The following is an 18,386-nucleotide window of genomic DNA, read 5'->3' as shown; positions in this document are numbered from 1 at the left end:
GGGATCACACGTTGAAGCGGAACTCCACGACGTCGCCGTCCTGCATGACGTAGTCCTTGCCCTCGATGCGGACCCAGCCGCGGGAGCGGGCCTCGGGCATCGAGCCGGCCTCCACGAGCTGGTCGTAGGAGACGACCTCGGCCTTGATGAAGCCGCGCTGGAAGTCGGTGTGGATGACGCCGGCCGCCTGCGGGGCGGTGGCGCCGACCGGGATGGTCCAGGCGCGCGCCTCCTTGGGGCCCGCCGTCAGGTAGGTCTGCAGGCCGAGGGTGCGGAAGCCGACCCTGGCCAGCTGGTCAAGGCCCGGCTCGCTCTGCCCGATCGACTCCAGCAGCTCGGCGGCCTCCTCGGCGGGCAGCTCGGCGAGCTCGGCCTCGGTCTTGGCGTCGAGCAGGATCGCCTCGGCCGGCGCGACCAGTGCCCGCAGCTCGGCGATGAGCTCCTCGTTGGCCAGCTCGTCGGCGTCGACGTTGAAGACGTAGAGGAACGGCTTGGTCGTCAGCAGCGTCAGCTCGCGCAGCGGCGCGGGGTCCACCCCGGCGGCGAACAGCGTCTTGCCGGTGTTCAGGACCTCGACGGCGGACTGCGCGGCCGACAGCAGCGCCGCCCGCTCCTTGTCCTTGCGCGCCTCCTTCTCCAGCCGCGGGACGGCCTTCTCCAGCGTCTGCAGGTCGGCGAGGACGAGCTCGGTGTTGATCGTCTCGATGTCGTCGGCCGGGTCGACCTTGCCCTCGACGTGCACGACGTCGGGGTCGCTGAACACGCGGATCACCTGGCAGATCGCGTCGCTCTCGCGGATGTTGGCGAGGAACTTGTTGCCCAGCCCCTGCCCCTCGCTGGCGCCGCGCACGATGCCGGCGATGTCCACGAACGACACCGTCGCCGGGACGACCTTCTGCGAGGCGAACAGCTCGCCCAGCTTCCCCAGCCGCTCGTCGGGCACGCCGACGACGCCGACGTTCGGCTCGATGGTGGCGAAGGGGTAGTTGGCCGCCAGGACGTCGTTCTTGGTCAGCGCGTTGAACAGCGTCGACTTGCCGACGTTGGGCAGCCCGACGATCCCGATGGTGAGACTCACGGGAGTCCAGCCTACGGGGCCGCCCGGAGCGCGGACGACGAGCGGCGGGTCCCTGTCGGCTCCGGGTGGAACACGTGCGACGCTCGTCACACCACCGAGACCTGGAGGCCCTGTGACCCTGACGACGACGTCGCGCCACGCCACTGCCACCGGCCCGCTGCCCGCCCACACGAGGGTGGCGATCGTCGGCAGCGGCTTCTCCGGCATCGGCACCGCCGTCGCCCTGCAGCGCGCCGGCATCGACGACTTCGTCGTCCTGGAGCGGGCCGACAGCCTCGGCGGCACCTGGCGCGACAATGAGTACCCGGGCGCCGCGTGCGACGTCCCGAGCCACCTCTACTCGTTCTCCTTCGCGCCCAAGCGGGACTGGTCGCACGTCTACTCGCGGCAGCCGGAGATCCGCGCGTACCTGGAGGACGTCGCCGCCCGGTACGGCGTGCTGCCGCACCTGTACTGCGACACGGACGTCGTCTCCGGCCGGTGGGACGACGACGCGCTGGTCTGGCACCTGGAGACCTCGCGCGGCCGCCTCACCGCCGACGTCGTGGTGAGCGGCGCCGGCGGCCTGGTCGAGCCGCACCTGCCCGACGTGCCGGGCATCGGGACGTTCACCGGCCCGTCGTTCCACTCCGCCCGCTGGGACCACTCGGTCGACCTGGCGGGCAAGCGGGTCGCCGTCGTCGGCACCGGCGCCTCGGCGGCGCAGTTCGTGCCGGAGCTGCAGAAGGTGGCGGCGGAGGTGGTCGTGTTCCAGCGGACGCCGCCGTGGGTGGTGCCGCGGCAGGACCGTGCCTACACCGAGCGCGAGCACCGGCTGTGGGCGCGCGTGCCGGCGCTGCTCCGGCTGGCCCGGGGCGGGCAGTACCTGGCGCGGGAGGCCCGGCTGGGCGTGTGGACCGGCGGCGGCCGGCTGCGCGGCTTCGTCACCAAGCAGGCGCTGGCGTTCCTCGAGCAGCAGGTGCCCGACCCGGGGCTGCGCGCCAAGCTCACCCCGGACTACGCCATCGGCTGCAAGCGGGTGATCGTCAGCGACGACTACCTGCGGTCGCTCACCCAGCCGAACGTCGAGGTGGTCGCCTCGCCGGTGGCCGAGGTGCGCCCGCACGCGGTGGTCGACGCCGACGGCACCGAGCACGAGGTCGACGTCGTCGTCTACGGCACCGGCTTCCGGGCCATGGACATCCCGCTCGGGCACCGGCTGGTCGGCCGCGAGGGGCGCACCCTGCGCGAGGAGTGGGACCGCGACGGCGTCCGCGCGCACCGCGGCACCACCGTGGCCGGGTTCCCCAACCTGTTCCTGCTGCTCGGCCCGAACACCGCGCTCGGCCACACCTCCGTCGTCCTGATGATCGAGGCGCAGATCGGCTACGTCGTCGCGGCGCTGGAGCGGATGCGGGAGACCGGCGCCGGCGCGCTGGAGGTCCGCCGCTCGGCCCAGGACGCCTACGACGCCCGGCTGCAGGCCGAGCTCACCGACACCGTGTGGAACGCCGGCGGCTGCCGCTCCTGGTACCGCGACGAGCAGGGCCGCAACTTCACCCTGTGGCCGACGCACACGTACACGTTCATGCGGGAGATGCAGCGGTTCGACGCCGACGCGTACGAGCTGCGCGCGGCCCCCCGCGTCCCCGTCCCCGCCTGATCCCCCGTCCCCGCCCGACCCCGGAGCTCCCGACCCCCATGCGCACCTCCACCGCCGCCGCCGGTCTCGCCGTCCTCGCCGCCGGGGCCGTCGTCGCCCGCCGCCGCGCCGCCCGTCCCGGCGACACCCCCACGCCCGAGCCGGCGCCCCCGCTGCGGGGCCGCGTCCGGACCGTGACCACCGAGGACGGCGTCGACCTGCACGTCGAGGAGTTCGGTGCCGAGCGGCCGACGGCGACCGTCGTCCTCGCGCACGGCTACGTGCAGTCCTCGCGGTTGTGGGCCGGCCAGGTCCGCGACCTGCTGGAGGCCCGCCCCGACCTGCGGGTGGTCACCTACGACCACCGCGGCCACGGCGCCTCGGGCTCGACGCCGCGGGACCGCGCCACCATCGAGCAGCTCGCCCGCGACCTCGCCCGGGTGCTCGACGCGGTCGCCCCCGACGGGCCGGTCGTGCTCGGCGGCCACTCGATGGGCGGCATGACGCTCATGGCGCTGGCCGAGCAGCGGCCCGAGCTGTTCGGCGACCGCGTCGTCGGCGTCGCGTTCGTCGGCACCAGCTCCGGCGGCTTGGACGCGGTGACCTGGGGGCTGCCCGGGCCGGTGGCGAAGGTCGTCAAGCGGGCGCTGCCGGGGCTCAACGAGCGGGCGGTCCGGGCCGAGCAGGCCGGCAAGCCCCGAGCGGTCGGGAAGGCCGACATGTGGCTGATCTTCAGCGCCGCGGCCGACCCCGCCGACGTCCGGGCGGCGACCGAGGTGCACCGCGCCTGCTCGGCCGAGACGGTGGCCGCCTTCCTGCCCACCTTCTCCGACCACGACCGCGCCGCGGCGCTCGAGGCGCTGGCGGAGGTCCCGGCGCTGGTGGCCGTCGGCGACGCCGACCGGCTGTGCCCCGTCGAGCACAGCCGGACGCTCGCCGCCGCGCTGCCCACCGCCGAGCTCGCCGTCTACCCGGGCGCCGGGCACATGGTGCAGCTGGAGCGCCGGCCCGAGGTCAGCCGCCGGCTGCTCGCGCTGGTCGACCGGGCCCTCGCCGCGGCCGCCGCGCCCGTGGTCGCGGAGCGCAGCGCCTGAGGAGGGCTCAGCGCGAGCGGTCGTAGCCGAAGAAGCCGCGCTTCTTGATCAGCGCGGCCACCTCGGGCGGCACCATCGCCTCCCAGCCGGTGTCCTCGGTCGGGATCCGCCGGAGCACGTCCCGGCTGAGGATCGGCAGGTGGTCGGGCTTGTGGTCGAGCCCGACGAAGCTGCCGCGGCGGTTGAGGTAGTCGAACAGCGGCCTCAGCTGGTCGGTCACCTCCAGGGTGTCGACGGTGACCACCTGGCCCTCGCGCAGCATCGGGTAGACGAACAGCCGCAGCTCGTTCTTGAACAGCCGGCCGAAGCTCTCGAGGATGCCTCCGGGCAGCCCGGCGTGCCGGTCCTCGTCGAACAGCTCCAGCAGGCTGGGCAGCCCCATGACCATGCCGATCCGGCCGTCGGTGCGCCAGGCCAGGTAGGCGGCGAGCCGGTGGTGGGCCAGGTAGTCCGAGATCAGCACCGGCAGACCGCAGGCGGCCAGCAGGTCGGCCCGGGCGAGGAAGTCCCGCCGGTCGACGACGTCCCCACCGGCGCGCAGGTTGGCCATGGTGAGCTCGGCGAGGACGAGCACCTCGCGCTCGGCGACCGCCGGGTCCCGCTCGAAGGCGGTGCGGGCCGCCTCGAGCATGTCGAGGTTGACCACCGTCGGCGGGCGGAAGCTGCCGCGCTCGACCAGGATCGCCTTCTTGCGCAGCGCCTCGCTGGGCTGCAGCACCTTCCGGTCGGGGCCGAACATGGCCGCGCCGGAGAGCCCGACCTGCACGAGCTTGAGCGCCATGACCCGGTTGTCGACCATCCGGAACTCGATGCCGCTCATCTCCAGCAGGTCGATCTCGATCCGGCCGGTGGTCAGCCGGTCGAGCAGGCTCTCCACCAGGCGGTCGGGCTCGTGGTGCTGGAAGAAGGCGGCGTGCAGCAGGTTGACGCCGACGACGCCGAGCGCCTCCTGCTGCTGCGGCGCCTCGTCGTCGAGCATCCGCACGTGGACGACCACCTGGCTGGGTTCGTCGCGCGGGTGGGCCTGGAACTTCACGCCCATCCAGCCGTGGCACTCGTTGCCGCCGCGGTAGCTGCGGGCTACGACCGTGTCGGCGAAGGCGAAGAACGACGTGTCGTCGCCGCGCTGGTCGCCGAGCCGGTCGACGTTGAGCTGGAACTCGCGGTCGAGCATCGCCTGCAGGCGGCCCTTGGAGACGTAGCGGTCGGCCTTGCCGTAGACGGCGTCGCTGACCGCCATGTCATAGGCCGACATCGACTTGGCCACCGTGCCCGCCGCACCCCCGGCGCGGAAGAACCAGCGGGCGACCTCCTGCCCGGCGCCGATCTCGGCGATCGTGCCGTACCAGCGCAGGTCCAAGTTGATCTGCAGGGCCTTCTGCAGCGTGTCGACACCGGCGTCCATGGGGCACCTCCGGGTGCGGTCCGGGTGCTGCGCGAGCGTAGCCACCTGTGACCCGCGTCACCTCTCTACCGACGCGCGACCTTCCCCGCTCGGGTGATCACACCGCGGGGGCGAGCAGGGGCGGCAGGGTGGTGATCTCGGTGCCGTCGGGGCGCCAGGTGCGCCATCGGCCGTCGGGTTGTCGTTCGACGCGGAAGCCGTGGTGGACCTTCGCGTGGTGGCGCTCGCAGAGCAGTGCCGAGTTCTCCAGGCTGGTGTCGCCGCCGTCGATCCAGTGGACTAGGTGGTGGACGTCGCACCACCAGGTCGGGGCGCCGCAGCCGGCGAACACGCACCCGCCGTCGCGGAGCTCGGCGGCGCGGCGGATGTGGCGGCTCATCAGTCGCTGCTCGCGGCCCAGGTCGAGGGGTGCGCCGTCGGGGCCGAACACCACCCGGCTGACGGCGCCGTCGCAGGCCAGCCAGCGGGCGCGAGCGGCGGAGATGGTGGCGCCGAACCCCATCCGCCCGGCGTTGGGACTCCCGGACGGGTCGACCAGGTCCTCGACATCGATGACGACCGCGATCTGCGGCTTGTGCCCCCGCAGCATCGGCAGGCTCCCGGACGCGAGGGCGTTGTCGGCGACCTGCACCAGCGCGTCCCCCAGCCGCTGCGCGCGGGTGCGGTCGTCCCCGGCCGGCCGGTCGGCCTGCACGTGCGCCTCCAGGGCGGTCTGCAGCTTCTCCCCACCCACCGCATCCAGGTGCCCGCGGATCGACAGCGAGCCGTCGGCGTGCTGGGCCAGCGTCAGCGACCGGCCCTCGGTCGGATCGGGCTCGGGCCCGTCGGGGTCGAGGTCGTTGCAGTAGTGCTGCACCACCTGGACGAGGTCGGCGTGCTCGCGCTCGACCGCCATGCCGGTGAGCACCGCGTCGATGACCGCCAGGTCCACCCCGGCGGCCGCAGCGACGGCCAGGCGTTCGGGGGTCACCGCCTTCGCCGCGACCGCGACCTGCTCGGCGGACACCAGACCCGTCTCGTGCGCCTCGGCCAGCGCCGGCAGGTGCTCCAGTGCGCGGCCGTTGCGCACCAGCCGAGCGGCCTCCGCGGTCGACAGCCGGCAGTGCCCGCGCAGCCACGAGGCCATCGACCTCAGCCCGTCGCGTTCGGGAGCCTGGGACAGCTCCGCGGCCCGCACCGCGCGGGCCAACCGGGCGTCGATCCGGTTGCGCTCGGCGACCAGCGCAGCGACGTCGTCGAGGACGTCCCCACTGCCCAGCTCACCCGAACACATGATCGAAGTCTAGTGGATCCGGCAACCTCCCACAGCATGAATCCCCAGGTCAGGCGCCCATTCACAGATCAACGTCGGCCGGTGACGGTCGCCCCGAACGAGATCATCAGCCGGGCCCGTCCCGCCGATCACGTCCGACTTCTCACACCCGGTGGGGGACCCCGTCAGGACGCGCCTCCACAGCGGCCGCCCGGCCGGCCACCCGCCGGAGCGCCGGCGTCAGCGCGAGGGACACGGCCACCGACGCCGCCGCGAACACCGCCATCGCGGCCCCCGGCGCGACGGCGTCGCCCAGCGCCCCGGCCAGCACCGCGAACACCCCCTGCCCGGTCATCCGCGTCGCGGACTCGACGCCGAGCACCTGACCCCGCAACCCGGGCGGCGTGAGCGCGACCAGCCACTCCTGCTGCGCGAGCGACGCGGCGTAGCCGGCCGAGGCGAGCGCCACCAGCACGACGGCGACCGGCACGGACGGCCTGAGCGCGAAGGCGAGGAACGGCGCGGCCAGCAGCAGCCGCAGGGCGGTGTTGGACCGCCGCCGGCCTGCCGGGGTCAGGAACCGCCCGACCACCAGGTCACCGGCCATCATGCCGACGGCGCCCGCCGCCAGCAGCCAGCCGCCCCGCTCCCCCGCGTACGGCACGAACAGCGCCTCGCAGCCGACCACCAGCCCGTTCGGGACGCACAGCGCCACGAGCAGCGTCCGCGTGTCCCGCCGCGACAGCAGCAGACGGTTGCCGCGCAGCGTCTCGGCCAGACCGGCCCGCCCCCGCCGGCGCGGCGGCCGCTCGGCCAGCCCGAACCGCAGCACCGGCACGGCGGCGGCGGACACGGCCGCGGCCAGCACGAACACCTGCGTCGTCGTCAGGGCGGTGAGCAGCAGGCCGCCGGCCGCGAAGCCGACCACCTGGAAGGCGCCGCCCGCGACGTTCATCGTCGACCGGGCCAGCGGGAACGCCCCGGCGGGCACCAGCTCCGACAGCAACCCCCAGCGCGCCCCCGACCCGACCGAGACCACGTAGGCCGTGGCGACGACGAGCAGCAGCCGCACCGCGGGGTCGAGGCCCGGCAGCGCCTGCAGGCCCAGCGCCGCGGTGGACACCACCCCGACGAGCACCAGCGTGCGCCGCGGTGGGCCGGCGTCCGCGGCCGACATGAGCGTCGTCGCGCCGAGGGCCTGCGCCGCCGACGGGCCGAACATCGCCACGGCCGTGAGCAGCGCCGAGCCGGTCTGCCGGTGCACCAGCGTGGCCAGCGCCAGCGACGACGTCGTCGCGGCCGTCGTCGTGAGCGCGCTGCCGGTCCACAGCGCCCGGAACTCGGCGTGGGCGAACAGCGCCCGGTAGGTGAGCACGTCCGGACCGTGCGGTGCGGGGCGCCGCCGTCCCACACTTTCGCCTACGGTCGAAAGGTGGGTGAGTTCATCGTCGACGCCGACGTCATGGCGCGCGCCCGCTTCGGCACCTCGCAGCTCACCGAGACCCTCGCCGGGCTGCGGCTGCTGCTCGCCGACCAGGTCCCGCCGTGGCACCGCCCCTGGCGGGACACCCACGCCGCCGCGCTGCGCGACCGCCTGGACGCCGACCCGGTCGGCGCCGCCCTGCTGCGCGCCGCGTTCGGCGCCACCTGGACCGCCGACTTCCTCACCGTGCCGCCGGCCGCACCCGACCTCACGCTCGACGAGGAGCTGGCGTTCCTCGAGTCCCTCGGCGACGACGCCGTGCGCGCCGACCTCGAGGTGGCCACCGGGCCGGTGCCGCCCGCGCTGCACGGCGCGGGCCTCGCCCGCACCGCCGCCGACCTGCTGCGCTGGACGTGGGAGCACACGATCCGCGACGAGTGGCCACGGCGGCTGCGGGTGCTGCGGGCCGACGTCGTCGCGCGGACCGCCCGGCTGAGCCGGGAGGGCTGGTCCGGCGCGCTCGACGGCATCGCGCCCGGGGTCCGCTGGCTCCGGGACGGCCGGCTGCAGGTCAACCCGCACCCGTACCCGCCGCGCGACGTCCGCGGCCGCGACCTGCTGTTCATCGCCGCGCACAGCCGCGGCGGCTGGGTGAGCTGGCGGCTGCCGGACACCTACGCGGTCGTCTACCCGGTCACCGGCACGCTGGCGGCGGGCCCCGCTCCCCTGCCCGAGCCGCTGGTCCGCCTGCTCGGCCGCAACCGCGCGCGCGTCCTCACCTCCCTCGACGCGCCGCGCAGCACCAGCGCGCTGGTCGCGGGGACGGGCCTGCCGCTGGGCAGCGTCGGCGGGCACCTGCGGGTGCTGCTCGACGCCGGCCTGCTCGAACGCCGCCGGTCGGGGCGCGAGGTCCTCTACTGGCGCAGCGACGCCGGCCAGGCCCTCCTCGACGCCGCCGGCTGACCGCTCCATGGGGCGGCCCCTGACCCCCTGCTCGTGCCCGCGACCACCTGGTCGAGGGTGGTGCCGCCGGTTCCGGCGTGGGCGGGGCCGGGGCGGGTGGGACTGGGCCTGACCGCGTCGCTGTCACACCCGGTGGCACGGCTACGCCGACGACGTCACCGTCCTGGCCGCCCACCGCTTGCCCACCCCCGTCCGGCCCCCTGGACCTGCAGGCGCCGACCACCCGGGCGGGCCTGCGGCCGCTGCGGGTCGGCTTCGACGAGTGGCTCGACGCCCTCGACCCGGCCGAGAGCGACCGCGTGGCGCTGGAGCTGGCCGTGTGGGAGGCGGTCGCGAACGCCGTCGACCACGCCTACCCACCCGGGCGGCCCGAGCCGGTCCGGCTGCAGGCGGCGCTGAGCGCCGACGGCGTCCTCGAGTGCCGGGTCGGCGACCGGGGCAGCTGGCGTCCGCCCGACCCGGCGGTCACCCACCGGGGTCGGGGACCGCTGCTCGCCGAGCGGCTGGTCGACTCCCTCGAGGTGCACCACCCGCCGCACGCCGACGCCCCCGACGGCACGGTGGTGGTGCTCCGGCAGCGGCTGCACCGGCCCGCCGTGCTCGGCCCCGGCACCGACGCGCTCCCGGCCGCGCCCGTCCCCCGGCCGGCGTTCGCCGTCGACGCCGAGCACATCGACGGCCACCCGCGGCTGCGGGTCCGCGGGGCGGTCGACGTCGTCACCGCCGAGGAGTGCGCCCGCGCCCTGTCGGGGACCTCCCGCGGCGGGGTCCTCCCGCTGACCGTCGACCTCACCGAGGTCACCCACCTGGCCAGCGCCGGAGTGCAGGTCCTGCACCGGATGCGGGACCAGTTCGCCGCCCAGCAGCAACGCCTGCGGCTGCTCGCCCCGCCCGGCAGCCCCGCCCACGCGGTGCTCGAACTGGTGCGCCTGCCCCACCTCACCGGCGACGGCGACCTCGCGACGACCGACCGGTGACGCCGGGCAGCGGGCCCGGCCCCCCGTGAGGACGGCGGCGGTCCCGGGTCAGCGCGTGCCGGGGCCGGGGAGCAGGCCGCGCTCGACGGCGACCATCACCGCGCGGGTGCGGTCGTCGACGCCGAGCTTGGCGAACACCCGCAGCAGGTGGGTCTTCACCGTGGCCTCGCCGATGTACAGCTCGCGGCCGATCTCGGCGTTGGTCAGCCCGCGCGCCACCCCGGCGAGCACCTCGAGCTCCCGCGGGGTCGGCTCCTCCGCCGCGGGCGCCCGCATGCGGGACACCAGGCGGGCGGCCACCGGCGGCGCGAGCACGGTCTCCCCGCGGGCGGCCGCGCGGACGGCGTCGGCCAGCTGCGGCAGCGGCGCGTCCTTGAGCAGGTAGCCGGTCGCCCCGGCGGCGACGGCGCGCACGATGTCGGCGTCGGTGTCGTAGGTGGTGAGCACCAGCACCCGGACGCCGGGGTGCGTGACGGCCAGCCGCTCGATCGCGGTGACGCCGTCCATCCGCGGCATCCGCAGGTCCATGAGGACGACGTCGGGCCGCGTCGCGGCGACCTGCGCCAGGGCCTCCTGCCCGTCACCGGCCTCCCCGACGACGTCGAGGTCGGGCTGCGCGGCCAGCCAGCCCACCAGCCCGCCGCGCACCACCGGGTGGTCGTCGACCACGAGCACGCGGATCACGAGCCGGGCACCCGCACGGTGACCCGGGTGCCCGCGCCCGGCGCCGAGGCGACGTCGACCTCGCCGCCGACCTGCGCCACCCGCCCGCGCAGGCCGTCGAGCCCGGACACCGCCACCGACGACGGGTCGAAGCCCACGCCGTCGTCCTCGACGTGCACCGACACCTGCCCGCCGACCCGCGCCAGCCGCAGCACCACCGCCGTGGCCCCCGCGTGCCGGCGGACGTTGGTCAGCGCCTCCTGCGCCCCGCGCAGCAGCACGACCTCCTCGTCGGTGCGCAACCCGGTCCCCCCGTCCAGCGCCTGCGTGTCCACCCGCACCGGCAGCCCGGTCTCGCGGGCGAACCGGCCCGCGAGGTGCTCCAGCGCCTCCACCAGCGTCGAGCCGTCCAGCGCCACCGGCCGGAACGCCGCGACCACCGCCCGCGCCTCGGCGAGGTTGTCGCGGGCGACCTCCTCGATCACCGCCAGCCGCTCGCGGACGGCCCCGGGCTCGGTGTCCAGCAGCGCCGCCGCGGTCTGCGCCTGCACCACGATCGACGTGTAGCCCTGCGCCAGGGTGTCGTGCACCTCCTGCGCCAGCCGCTCCCGCTCGGCCAGCACGCCGCGCTCGCGCTCGGCGGCCGCGAGCTCCGACCGCGTCGCCTCCAGCTGCGCGATCAGCGACGCGCGCTCGGCGCTCTCGTGCAGCACGCGGCTGATCCAGACGCCGAGCGCCAAGCTGAAGCCGATGCCGATGCCGGTCTCGAGCAGCACGTCGGCGGCGCTGCGGCCGGGACCGCCGGTCGCGGCCGACAGCACCGGGCCGGCCGCGCTGGCCAGCCCGAGCAGCAGCGTCCACGTGACGCCGGTGAGCGTCCCCTGGACGGCGAACCAGACCTGCGGGTAGGCGAGGAAGAGCAGGAACAGCAACCCCGGCGCCACCCAGCCGAGCAGGGCGAACGCGGTGACCAGCACGAGCAGGTAGGCCACCGCCCGCCGCCGCGCCCCCCGGCCGATCGCGGGGACGCCGAGGACGGCGTACGCGACGGCCAGCCCGCCCAGCACCGCCAGCGCCGCCGCGCGCCGGTCGTCGTCGACGGCGTCCCCGGCGGTCGCCGACACCACGGCCAGGCCCCACACCACGGCGGAGATCACGTGCACGCCGGTGACGGTGGCCCGCCAGCCGCGCTCGGGCAGCGGCTCGCCGCCGTCGTCCCGCGGCGGGACGACGGCGGCGGCCAGGCGGCGGGTCAGGCTCACGTCGTCCGGCGCCAGCGGAAGGTCCGGGCGCACACCACGGCGCCGATGATCACCCATGCGGCCAGCACGAGGGCAGTCCTCCCGTGCTCCCAGCCGCCGGCCTGCTCGGCGATGGCGGCCGCGTCGGGCAGGAACACCGACCGCATGCCCTGCACCAGCCACTTCAGCGGGAACAGCGCCGCGATCCGGTCCATCAGGTCCGGCAGGTCCGAGCCGATGAAGAACACGCCCGAGACGAACTGCAGGACGACGGCGAAGGCGGGGATGCCGGTCCCGGCCGACCGGGCGCTGCCGACGAACGCGGCCACCGCCAGGCCGAGGACGGTGCCCGCGAGGATGCCGAGCACGACGACCCAGGCGAAGGTCAGCCAGCGCGCCGGGTCGGTGGGCAGCGGGACGTCGTAGGCGGTCGCGGCCACCGCGAGCAGCAGCGCCAGCTGGACGGCGGTCGTCGTCACCACCTGGCCGGCCTTGCCGATCGCGTAGGCCAGGGCCGGGGTGCCGAGCGTCTGCAGCCGGGCGAGGTCGCCGCGCTCGCGCTCCTCGGCGACGGCGGTGCCGACCGCCTGGAAGCTGGTCAGCATGACGCCGGTGGCGGCGATGCCGGCGAGGAAGTACTGGCGGAACCCGACGCCGGGCACGACCACCTCGTCGCCGAACACCGCCCCGAAGATCGCCAGCATGATCACCGGGTAGGCGAAGGAGAACACCACCTGGCCGGGGTCGCGGGCGAACAGCCTCAGTTCCAGGCCGACGCGGGCCAGCCCGATCGCGGCGGCCGACGGCGGCGCCGGACGGGGGACGGTGGCGGTCATCGGGGCTCCCCCTCGGCGGTGGCGACCAGCCGGAGGTAGACGTCCTCCAGGCCGGGGCGGGTGACGGTCAGGTCGGGCACCTCGCCGTGCGGGGCGGCGGCGAGCAGGTCGCGCAGCACGGCCGCGGGAGTCGCCGTGACCACCTCGCGGCCGCGGCCGTCCTCGGTCCAGCGCACGGTGGCCTCGCGGCGCAGGGCGGCGCCGAGCTCCGCCGGCGGGGCCACCTCGACCAGCCGGCCGGCGCTGATGACGCCGACCCGGTCGGCCAGGTGCGCGGCCTCGTCGAGGTAGTGCGTGGTGAGCAGCACCGTGGTGCCGCGGTCGCGCAGGCCCTCGACCAGCGTCCAGAACTGCCGGCGGGCCACCGGGTCCATGCCGGTCGTCGGCTCGTCGAGGAACAGCAGCTCCGGCCGGCCCTGCACGCCGAGGGCCACCTCCAGCCGCCGCCGCTGCCCGCCGGAGAGCCGGTCCACCCGGGTGCCGGCGGCGTCGGCGAGCCCGACGTTGGCCAGCAGCCCGCCGGTCGGCACCGGCGTCGCGTGGTAGTCGGCGAAGTGGTCGAGGGTCTCCCGCACGGTCAGCGCGGTGCCGGCCCCGGTGGTCTGGCCGACGACGCCGAGGCGGTCCCGCCACGCCCGGCCGGCGCGGGCGGGGTCCTCGCCGAGGACGGCGACCTCCCCGCCGTCGCGGCGGCGCACGCCCTCCAGGACCTCGACGGTCGTCGTCTTGCCCGCGCCGTTCGGGCCGAGCAGGGCGAAGACCTCGCCGCGCCGGACGTCGAGGTCGACGCCGTCGACCACCGCCCGCCCGCCGTACCGCTTCACCAGCCCGCGGACGCGGACCGCCGTCCCGTACCCGTGCGCCGCAGGGGGCGGCGCGGTCTCGATCGCTGTCATGGCCTCGAGCCTCTCGGCGCGACCGGCTGCCCGGGACGGCCTCGCGGTGGGTCCGTCGTCCACCATCCGGTGGACGACGGGTCAGGGACGCGGAGCCAGGACCGGCCGGCCGGCCAGCGCGCCCACCACCTCGACGGCGTCGTCCCACCAGCGCTGGTAGTGGAACGGGTCGGCGTTGCGCTGGGTGCGGTGCGCGGCGATCGTCGGCGGCAGCGACTGCCAGTCCGGGACCTCCTGCAGCGCCAGGAAGAAGTTGGTGGCGCTGGTGGCCGGGTCCATCCGGTCCTCGTAGGAGCCCCAGGCGCCGTTGTCGCGCTGCTGGAACAGCCCCCGCGAGTCGGGTCCGGCGGCGTCGCCGCGGTCCAGCACCAGCAGCGAGGACTCGCCCATCGCCGTCATGACCCCGATGACCTGGGCGCAGGTGTCCAGGCCCAGCGCCTCGGCCGCGTTCACGATCGCCGCCGCGTTGGCCAGCTGCTCGGCGCCGTACCCGGCGACCGGCCCGTCCGGCACCGCGGCCGGGTCGACCCGCACCCCGGGCTCCGCGGCCGCGCAGTCCGCCGACCGCGGCGGCGTCGTCACCTGGCGCACCACGAGGAACGCCGCGAGCAGCACCAGGACGCCGACGACGAGGGCCGCCACCTGCCGCTGCCGGGGCGGGGCGGCCTCCGGCGTCTGCACACCCCGGCCAACGGACGACGGGCCGCGGAGATCCCCCGTGGGCCCAGAGGAGGCCCACGGCCGCGTCCGGAAACCGCCAGTCCCCGACCGTCCCCGGTGCCATGCTCGGGGTCGTGCTCTCCCCCCTCGACGCCGAACGCTGCTACCGCGCGGTCGCCAGCCGCGACGCCCGGTTCGACGGCTGGTTCTTCACCGCGGTGCGCACCACCGGCATCTACTGCCGCCCCTCGTGCCCGGCGCGCACGCCGGCGGCCGCCAACGTCTCCTTCTTCGGCACCGCCGCCGGCGCCCAGGCCGCGGGCTACCGCGCCTGCCGCCGCTGCCGGCCCGACGCCGTCCCCGGCTCGCCCGAGTGGGACGTGCGCGCCGACGTCGTCGCCCGGGCCATGCGGCTGATCGCCGACGGCGAGGTCGAGCGCACCGGCGTGCCCGGGCTGGCCGCCCGGCTCGGCTACTCCGAGCGGCAGGTGCACCGCCTGCTGGTCGGGGAGCTCGGCGTCGGACCGCTGGCCGTGGCCCGCGCCCAGCGTGCGCAGACCGCGCGGGTGCTGATCGAGACCACGGACCTGCCGATGGCCGACGTCGCCTTCGCCGCCGGGTTCGCCAGCATCCGGCAGTTCAACGACACCGTCCGCGAGGTCTTCGCCTGCACCCCGACCGAGCTGCGCAGCCGCCGGCCGGGCACGGTCGGCGGGACGCCGGGCTGGCTGACCCTGCGGCTGGCCGCCCGCGCCCCGTTCGACGCCGCCGAGGTGCTGCATTTCCTCGGCGCGCACGCCGTCCCCGGCCTCGAGGAGTGGGACGGGACGACGTTCTCCCGCGTCCTCGACCTGCCCGCGGGCCCCGGCGTCGTCCGGCTGTCCCCCGCCGCCGACGGCGGTGCCGCGGTGACCGCCCGGCTGCTGCTGACCGACCTGCGCGACCTGCGCGCCGCCGTCCCCCGCTGCCGGCGGCTGCTCGACCTCGACGCCGACCCCGCCGCCGTCGATGAGGTCCTCGGCGCCGACCCGGCGGTGGCGCCGCTGGTCGCCGTCGCCCCGGGCCGCCGGGTGCCGGCCTCCCCCGACGCCCCGGAGGCGGCGGCGCGGGCGGTGCTCGGCCAGCAGGTGTCGGTGGCCGGTGCCCGCACGCTCACCGCGCGGGTGCTGACGCTGGCCGGGACGCCGCTGCCCGAGCCGGTCGGCACGCTCACGCACGCCTTCCCGCGCCCGGAGGCCCTGGCCGGCGCCGACCTGTCCGCCGTCGGCCTGACCGGCGCCCGCCGCCGCACGCTGGGCGGCCTGGCCGCCGCGCTCGCCGACGGGCGGGTGGTCCTCGACCCCGGCTGCGACCGCGAGGCGGCCGCCCGCGACCTGCTGGCGCTGCGCGGCATCGGGCCGTGGACGGCGGCGCTCGTGGTGATGCGCGGCCTCGGCGACCCCGACGTGTGGTTGCCCGGTGACCTCGCGCTGTGCCGCGCCCTCGCCGCCCTCGGCAGCTCCGACACCGAGGCCGCCACGCGCTGGCGGCCCTGGCGCTCGTACGCCGCGATGCACCTCTGGGCGCTCGCGGCGCCCACACTGTTCACCCGCTCCCCCGCCGATCGGAGTGCGTCATGACCCCGTCCGCCCGCTACGCGACCGTGGCCACCCCGCCCGGTCCCTTCACCGTCGTCGTCACACCCGGGCCCGACGGCGGCGACGTCGTCCTCGCCGCCGGGTGGACCGGCGACGTCGCCGAGCTGCTGCCCGTCGTGCACCGCGCGCTGCGGCCCACCTGGGTCGAGCGGGTGGAGCACCTGCCGGTCCTCGACGTCGTGGAGGCGCACGCCGCCGGTGACGTCGGCGCGATCGACGCCGTCCCCGTCCGGCAGCGCTCCGGGCCGTTCCTCGAGGACGCCTGGGAGGTGCTGCGCACCGTGCCGCCGGGGCAGCCGGACACCTACGCCGAGTTCGCCGCCCGCTGCGGCCGGCCCTCGGCGGTGCGGGCGGCGGCCAACGCGTGCGCCCGCAACGCCGCCGCGCTGTTCGTCCCGTGCCACCGGGTGCTCGGCTCCGACGGCGGCCTGGGCGGGTTCCGCTGGGGCACGCCGGTCAAGCGCTGGCTGCTCGACCACGAGGCGGCGCACGCCCCGGTCCCCGTCGACGCCTGAGGGAGGAGCGGGACGGAGCCGCCTCCCACGGGTTGTCGGTGGCGTGTTGCACCCTGCTGTCCGTGGACGCTGCCTCCCTCCTGCTCGGCCTGCTCCTCGGGGTGCTGGTGGGGGCGGCCGTGACCCTCGGGGTGGTCGCGCTGCTGGCCCGCCGCCGCCCGGCCGAGTCCGGGCTCGACCCGCTGCACGAGTCGCTGGACCACCTGCACCGGCTGCTCGCCGGCATGGAGCAGGCCCGGGCCACCGCGCACGGCGAGCTGCGCGAGCAGATGGGCACCGTCGGGCAGACCAGCGCGATGCTGCGCCAGGAGACCGCGGCGCTGGTCACCGCGCTGCGCACGCCGCACGTCCGCGGCCGCTGGGGCGAGATCCAGCTGCGCCGGGTGGTCGAGGTGGCCGGCCTGCTCGAGCACTGCGACTTCGTCGAGCAGCCGTCGTCGACCAACGACGAGGGCGCCGGCGTCCGGCCCGACCTCGTGGTCACCCTCGCCGACGGCCGGCAGGTGGTCGTGGACGCGAAGGTCCCCTTCACCGGCTACATCGAGGCCACCCAGGCGACCGAGGAGACGGTGCGGGTGCAGCGGGTCGCCGCGCACGCCCGGCAGCTGCGCGCCCACGTCGACGCCCTCGCCCAGCGCCGCTACCCCACCGCGTTCCGCCCGGCCGCGCCGTTCACCGTGCTGTTCGTCCCCTCCGACGGGTTCCTCACCACGGCGCTGGAGGCCGAGCCCGGCCTGCTCGAGTACGGCTTCGGCCGCGACGTCGTCATCGCCACCCCGAGCACGCTGCTCGCGCTGCTGCGCACGGTGGCGCACTCCTGGCGGCAGGAGCGCCTGGCCCGCGACGCCGACCAGGTCATCGAGACCGGCCGCCGCCTGCACGCCCGGCTCACCACGCTGTCGGGCCACCTCACCCGCCTGGGCTCGGCACTGGGCTCGACGCTGACCCGCTACAACGAGACGGTCGGCTCCTACGAGCGCTCCGTGCTCGCCGCCGCCCGCCGCTTCGACGACCTCGGCGTCGGCGAGACGCCGGTGCCCGCCCCGGCGGAGGTGGAGGCGGTGGTCCGGCAGCTGCGGCCGGCCGGTGAGGACCTGCCCCTCCCCGACGATGCGGCCGACGTTGCCGACGCCGACGCCGCTCCCCCGCTGCGCTGGCGGCTGCCCGAGGGGCGCTGAGCGGCGTCCAGACCGGGCCGTCCCGCCCGGCCCGGGGGCCACGCCCGTCACACCGACCCCGCGGGTCATCGAGAGTTGCCAAATCGACACGGCGACCTGTCGCGCGTCGAGACCGGCAACTCCCCCAGCGGGTGGCCCGCCGTCGCTACCGTGAGGACCGACAGCGGCCCGGAGGGGCCAGGACGCCGGACGGGGAGGTACGCCATGGCCTCGGCGAGCACTGCCGACACCTGGCGGGGCAGCGGGGTGGGCGCGCCGCGCCCCCACGCCGGCCCGCGGGCGGGGCGTCCCGACGCCACCGGCCCGGACCGCTCGATGCGCATGGGCCTCCCGCCGGTGCCGCCGCCCCCGCCGCGCAGCCGCCCCGGTGACCGCGGCGCCGGCCGCAGTGCCGTCCCGGCGCGTCCGCCCGTCGAGGCCCGGCCCGTGTCCCGTTCCCCGATCGCGCGCCCCGCGCAGCAGAGCGTCTCCCACCCGGGCGTCCACCCGCTCGCCGAGCGTCCCGAGCCCGCGGCACCGCCCCGCGCCCACGGCACCCGTGCCGGCGCGCGTGCGGCCGGGCGGGCCGCCGCGGAGCCGACCCAGGGGAGCCGGATGCGCGGCCTGCTCGTCGTCCTCGGCGTCTTCGTCATCACCCTCGCCGGGGGCGCCGTCGACTCGTTCCTCGGCACGGGCCTGGGCACGCTGACCCTCGTCACGCTGGTCGCGGCCGCCGCCGTCGGCACGCTGCTGGTCCGCCGCCGCGACCTGCTCACGGTCGTCGTCGCCCCGCCGCTGGTGTTCGTGGCGGTCGCGCTGGTCAACATCGGCCTCGCGCCGTCGGCGAGCTTCGCCCTGCCGACGCTCGCGACGGTGCTCATCCGCGGCTTCCCCACCATGGCCGTCGCCACCGCCGTGGCCCTGGTCCTGGCGATCGTCCGCTGGGCCGCCCGCCGCTAGACGCACCT

Annotated in this window: 17 protein-coding genes; 8 read left to right on the top strand and 9 right to left on the bottom strand. The window is 76.4% G+C overall.

Annotation, left to right across the window (positions count from 1 at the left end):
- Nucleotides 1–4: 4 nt before the first annotated feature.
- Nucleotides 5–1,078, bottom strand: coding sequence for a redox-regulated ATPase YchF (gene ychF, locus ACI798_RS12835; RefSeq protein WP_456942874.1), 1,074 nt, complete (start codon nt 1,076–1,078; stop codon nt 5–7).
- Between the two features lie 112 nt (nt 1,079–1,190).
- Between ychF and ACI798_RS12830 the strand changes: the two genes are divergently transcribed.
- Both ACI798_RS12830 and ACI798_RS12825 read left to right on the top strand, forming a co-directional pair.
- On the top strand, nt 1,191–2,720 hold the full coding sequence (locus ACI798_RS12830; RefSeq protein WP_457048069.1) for a flavin-containing monooxygenase: 1,530 nt from the start codon (nt 1,191–1,193) through the stop codon (nt 2,718–2,720).
- A 38-nt stretch (nt 2,721–2,758) separates the two neighbouring features.
- Nucleotides 2,759–3,793: an alpha/beta fold hydrolase gene (locus tag ACI798_RS12825; protein WP_456942872.1), complete on the top strand. Its 1,035-nt coding sequence runs from the start codon at nt 2,759–2,761 to the stop codon at nt 3,791–3,793.
- 7 nt (nt 3,794–3,800) lie between these two features.
- Here ACI798_RS12825 and ACI798_RS12820 read toward each other — a convergent pair whose 3' ends face one another.
- The 3 genes from ACI798_RS12820 to ACI798_RS12810 form a co-directional block, all read right to left on the bottom strand.
- The gene (locus ACI798_RS12820; RefSeq protein WP_456942871.1) at nt 3,801–5,198 is read right to left on the bottom strand and encodes a TonB-dependent receptor; all 1,398 of its coding nucleotides are present in this window, start codon (nt 5,196–5,198) and stop codon (nt 3,801–3,803) included.
- Nucleotides 5,199–5,295: 97 nt separating this feature from the next.
- Nucleotides 5,296–6,471 (bottom strand): DUF222 domain-containing protein, encoded by a 1,176-nt coding sequence (locus ACI798_RS12815; RefSeq protein WP_457048068.1) that lies wholly within the window; start codon nt 6,469–6,471, stop codon nt 5,296–5,298.
- A 142-nt stretch (nt 6,472–6,613) separates the two neighbouring features.
- The gene (locus ACI798_RS12810) at nt 6,614–7,825 is read right to left on the bottom strand and encodes a hypothetical protein (protein WP_457048067.1); all 1,212 of its coding nucleotides are present in this window, start codon (nt 7,823–7,825) and stop codon (nt 6,614–6,616) included.
- Between the two features lie 57 nt (nt 7,826–7,882).
- Between ACI798_RS12810 and ACI798_RS12805 the strand changes: the two genes are divergently transcribed.
- Nucleotides 7,883–8,836, top strand: a complete 954-nt coding sequence (locus tag ACI798_RS12805) for a helix-turn-helix domain-containing protein (protein WP_456942869.1) — start codon at nt 7,883–7,885, stop codon at nt 8,834–8,836.
- 77 nt (nt 8,837–8,913) lie between these two features.
- Entirely contained in the window at nt 8,914–9,813 is a 900-nt protein-coding gene (locus tag ACI798_RS12800) for an ATP-binding protein (RefSeq protein WP_457048066.1), read from the top strand.
- A gap of 48 nt (nt 9,814–9,861) precedes the next feature.
- Here ACI798_RS12800 and ACI798_RS12795 read toward each other — a convergent pair whose 3' ends face one another.
- The 5 genes from ACI798_RS12795 to ACI798_RS12775 form a co-directional block, all read right to left on the bottom strand.
- Nucleotides 9,862–10,497 carry a response regulator gene (locus ACI798_RS12795; RefSeq protein ID WP_456942867.1) on the bottom strand — a complete coding sequence of 212 codons (636 nt, stop codon included), beginning with the start codon at nt 10,495–10,497 and terminating at the stop codon, nt 9,862–9,864.
- Nucleotides 10,494–11,738, bottom strand: a complete 1,245-nt coding sequence (locus tag ACI798_RS12790; RefSeq protein ID WP_457048065.1) for a sensor histidine kinase — start codon at nt 11,736–11,738, stop codon at nt 10,494–10,496. Before ACI798_RS12790 ends, ACI798_RS12795 begins: the two co-directional genes overlap by 4 nt.
- Complete coding sequence (locus tag ACI798_RS12785; protein ID WP_457048064.1) at nt 11,735–12,553, bottom strand: ABC transporter permease; 819 nt, start codon at nt 12,551–12,553, stop codon at nt 11,735–11,737. The genes ACI798_RS12790 and ACI798_RS12785 overlap by 4 nt, the downstream gene beginning before the upstream one ends.
- On the bottom strand, nt 12,550–13,449 hold the full coding sequence (locus tag ACI798_RS12780; RefSeq protein ID WP_457048063.1) for an ABC transporter ATP-binding protein: 900 nt from the start codon (nt 13,447–13,449) through the stop codon (nt 12,550–12,552). Before ACI798_RS12780 ends, ACI798_RS12785 begins: the two co-directional genes overlap by 4 nt.
- 81 nt (nt 13,450–13,530) lie before the next feature.
- A complete protein-coding gene (locus ACI798_RS12775; protein ID WP_456942863.1) occupies nt 13,531–14,130 on the bottom strand; it encodes a hypothetical protein in 600 nt (199 codons plus the stop codon).
- 113 nt (nt 14,131–14,243) lie between these two features.
- On the opposite strand from ACI798_RS12775, the gene ACI798_RS12770 reads away from it, so the two are divergent.
- The 4 genes from ACI798_RS12770 (at nt 14,244) to ACI798_RS12755 (ending at nt 18,378) form a co-directional block, all read left to right on the top strand.
- Nucleotides 14,244–15,728: an AlkA N-terminal domain-containing protein gene (locus ACI798_RS12770; RefSeq protein WP_457048062.1), complete on the top strand. Its 1,485-nt coding sequence runs from the start codon at nt 14,244–14,246 to the stop codon at nt 15,726–15,728.
- The gene (locus ACI798_RS12765) at nt 15,725–16,261 is read left to right on the top strand and encodes a methylated-DNA--[protein]-cysteine S-methyltransferase (RefSeq protein ID WP_456942861.1); all 537 of its coding nucleotides are present in this window, start codon (nt 15,725–15,727) and stop codon (nt 16,259–16,261) included. Before ACI798_RS12770 ends, ACI798_RS12765 begins: the two co-directional genes overlap by 4 nt.
- 62 nt (nt 16,262–16,323) lie before the next feature.
- Nucleotides 16,324–17,439, top strand: coding sequence for a DNA recombination protein RmuC (locus ACI798_RS12760; RefSeq protein WP_456942860.1), 1,116 nt, complete (start codon nt 16,324–16,326; stop codon nt 17,437–17,439).
- A 204-nt stretch (nt 17,440–17,643) separates the two neighbouring features.
- Nucleotides 17,644–18,378, top strand: a complete 735-nt coding sequence (locus ACI798_RS12755; RefSeq protein ID WP_456942859.1) for a DUF6542 domain-containing protein — start codon at nt 17,644–17,646, stop codon at nt 18,376–18,378.
- Nucleotides 18,379–18,386: the final 8 nt, after the last annotated feature.

This window comes from Geodermatophilus sp. SYSU D01045 (assembly GCF_054050295.1).
This window is presented reverse-complemented; position numbering and strand designations above follow the sequence as displayed.

What these genes read in the sequence shown, in the direction of transcription:
- ACI798_RS12825 (WP_456942872.1), top strand. Translation starts at nt 2,759, where the DNA reads ATGCGCACCTCCACCGCCGCCGCCGGTCTCGCCGTCCTCGCCGCCGGG.
- ACI798_RS12780 (WP_457048063.1), bottom strand. Translation starts at nt 13,449, where the DNA reads ATGACAGCGATCGAGACCGCGCCGCCCCCTGCGGCGCACGGGTACGGG.
- ACI798_RS12815 (WP_457048068.1), bottom strand. Translation starts at nt 6,471, where the DNA reads ATGTGTTCGGGTGAGCTGGGCAGTGGGGACGTCCTCGACGACGTCGCT.
- ACI798_RS12820 (WP_456942871.1), bottom strand. Translation starts at nt 5,198, where the DNA reads ATGGACGCCGGTGTCGACACGCTGCAGAAGGCCCTGCAGATCAACTTG.
- ACI798_RS12785 (WP_457048064.1), bottom strand. Translation starts at nt 12,553, where the DNA reads ATGACCGCCACCGTCCCCCGTCCGGCGCCGCCGTCGGCCGCCGCGATC.
- ACI798_RS12765 (WP_456942861.1), top strand. Translation starts at nt 15,725, where the DNA reads ATGACCCCGTCCGCCCGCTACGCGACCGTGGCCACCCCGCCCGGTCCC.
- ACI798_RS12755 (WP_456942859.1), top strand. Translation starts at nt 17,644, where the DNA reads ATGGCCTCGGCGAGCACTGCCGACACCTGGCGGGGCAGCGGGGTGGGC.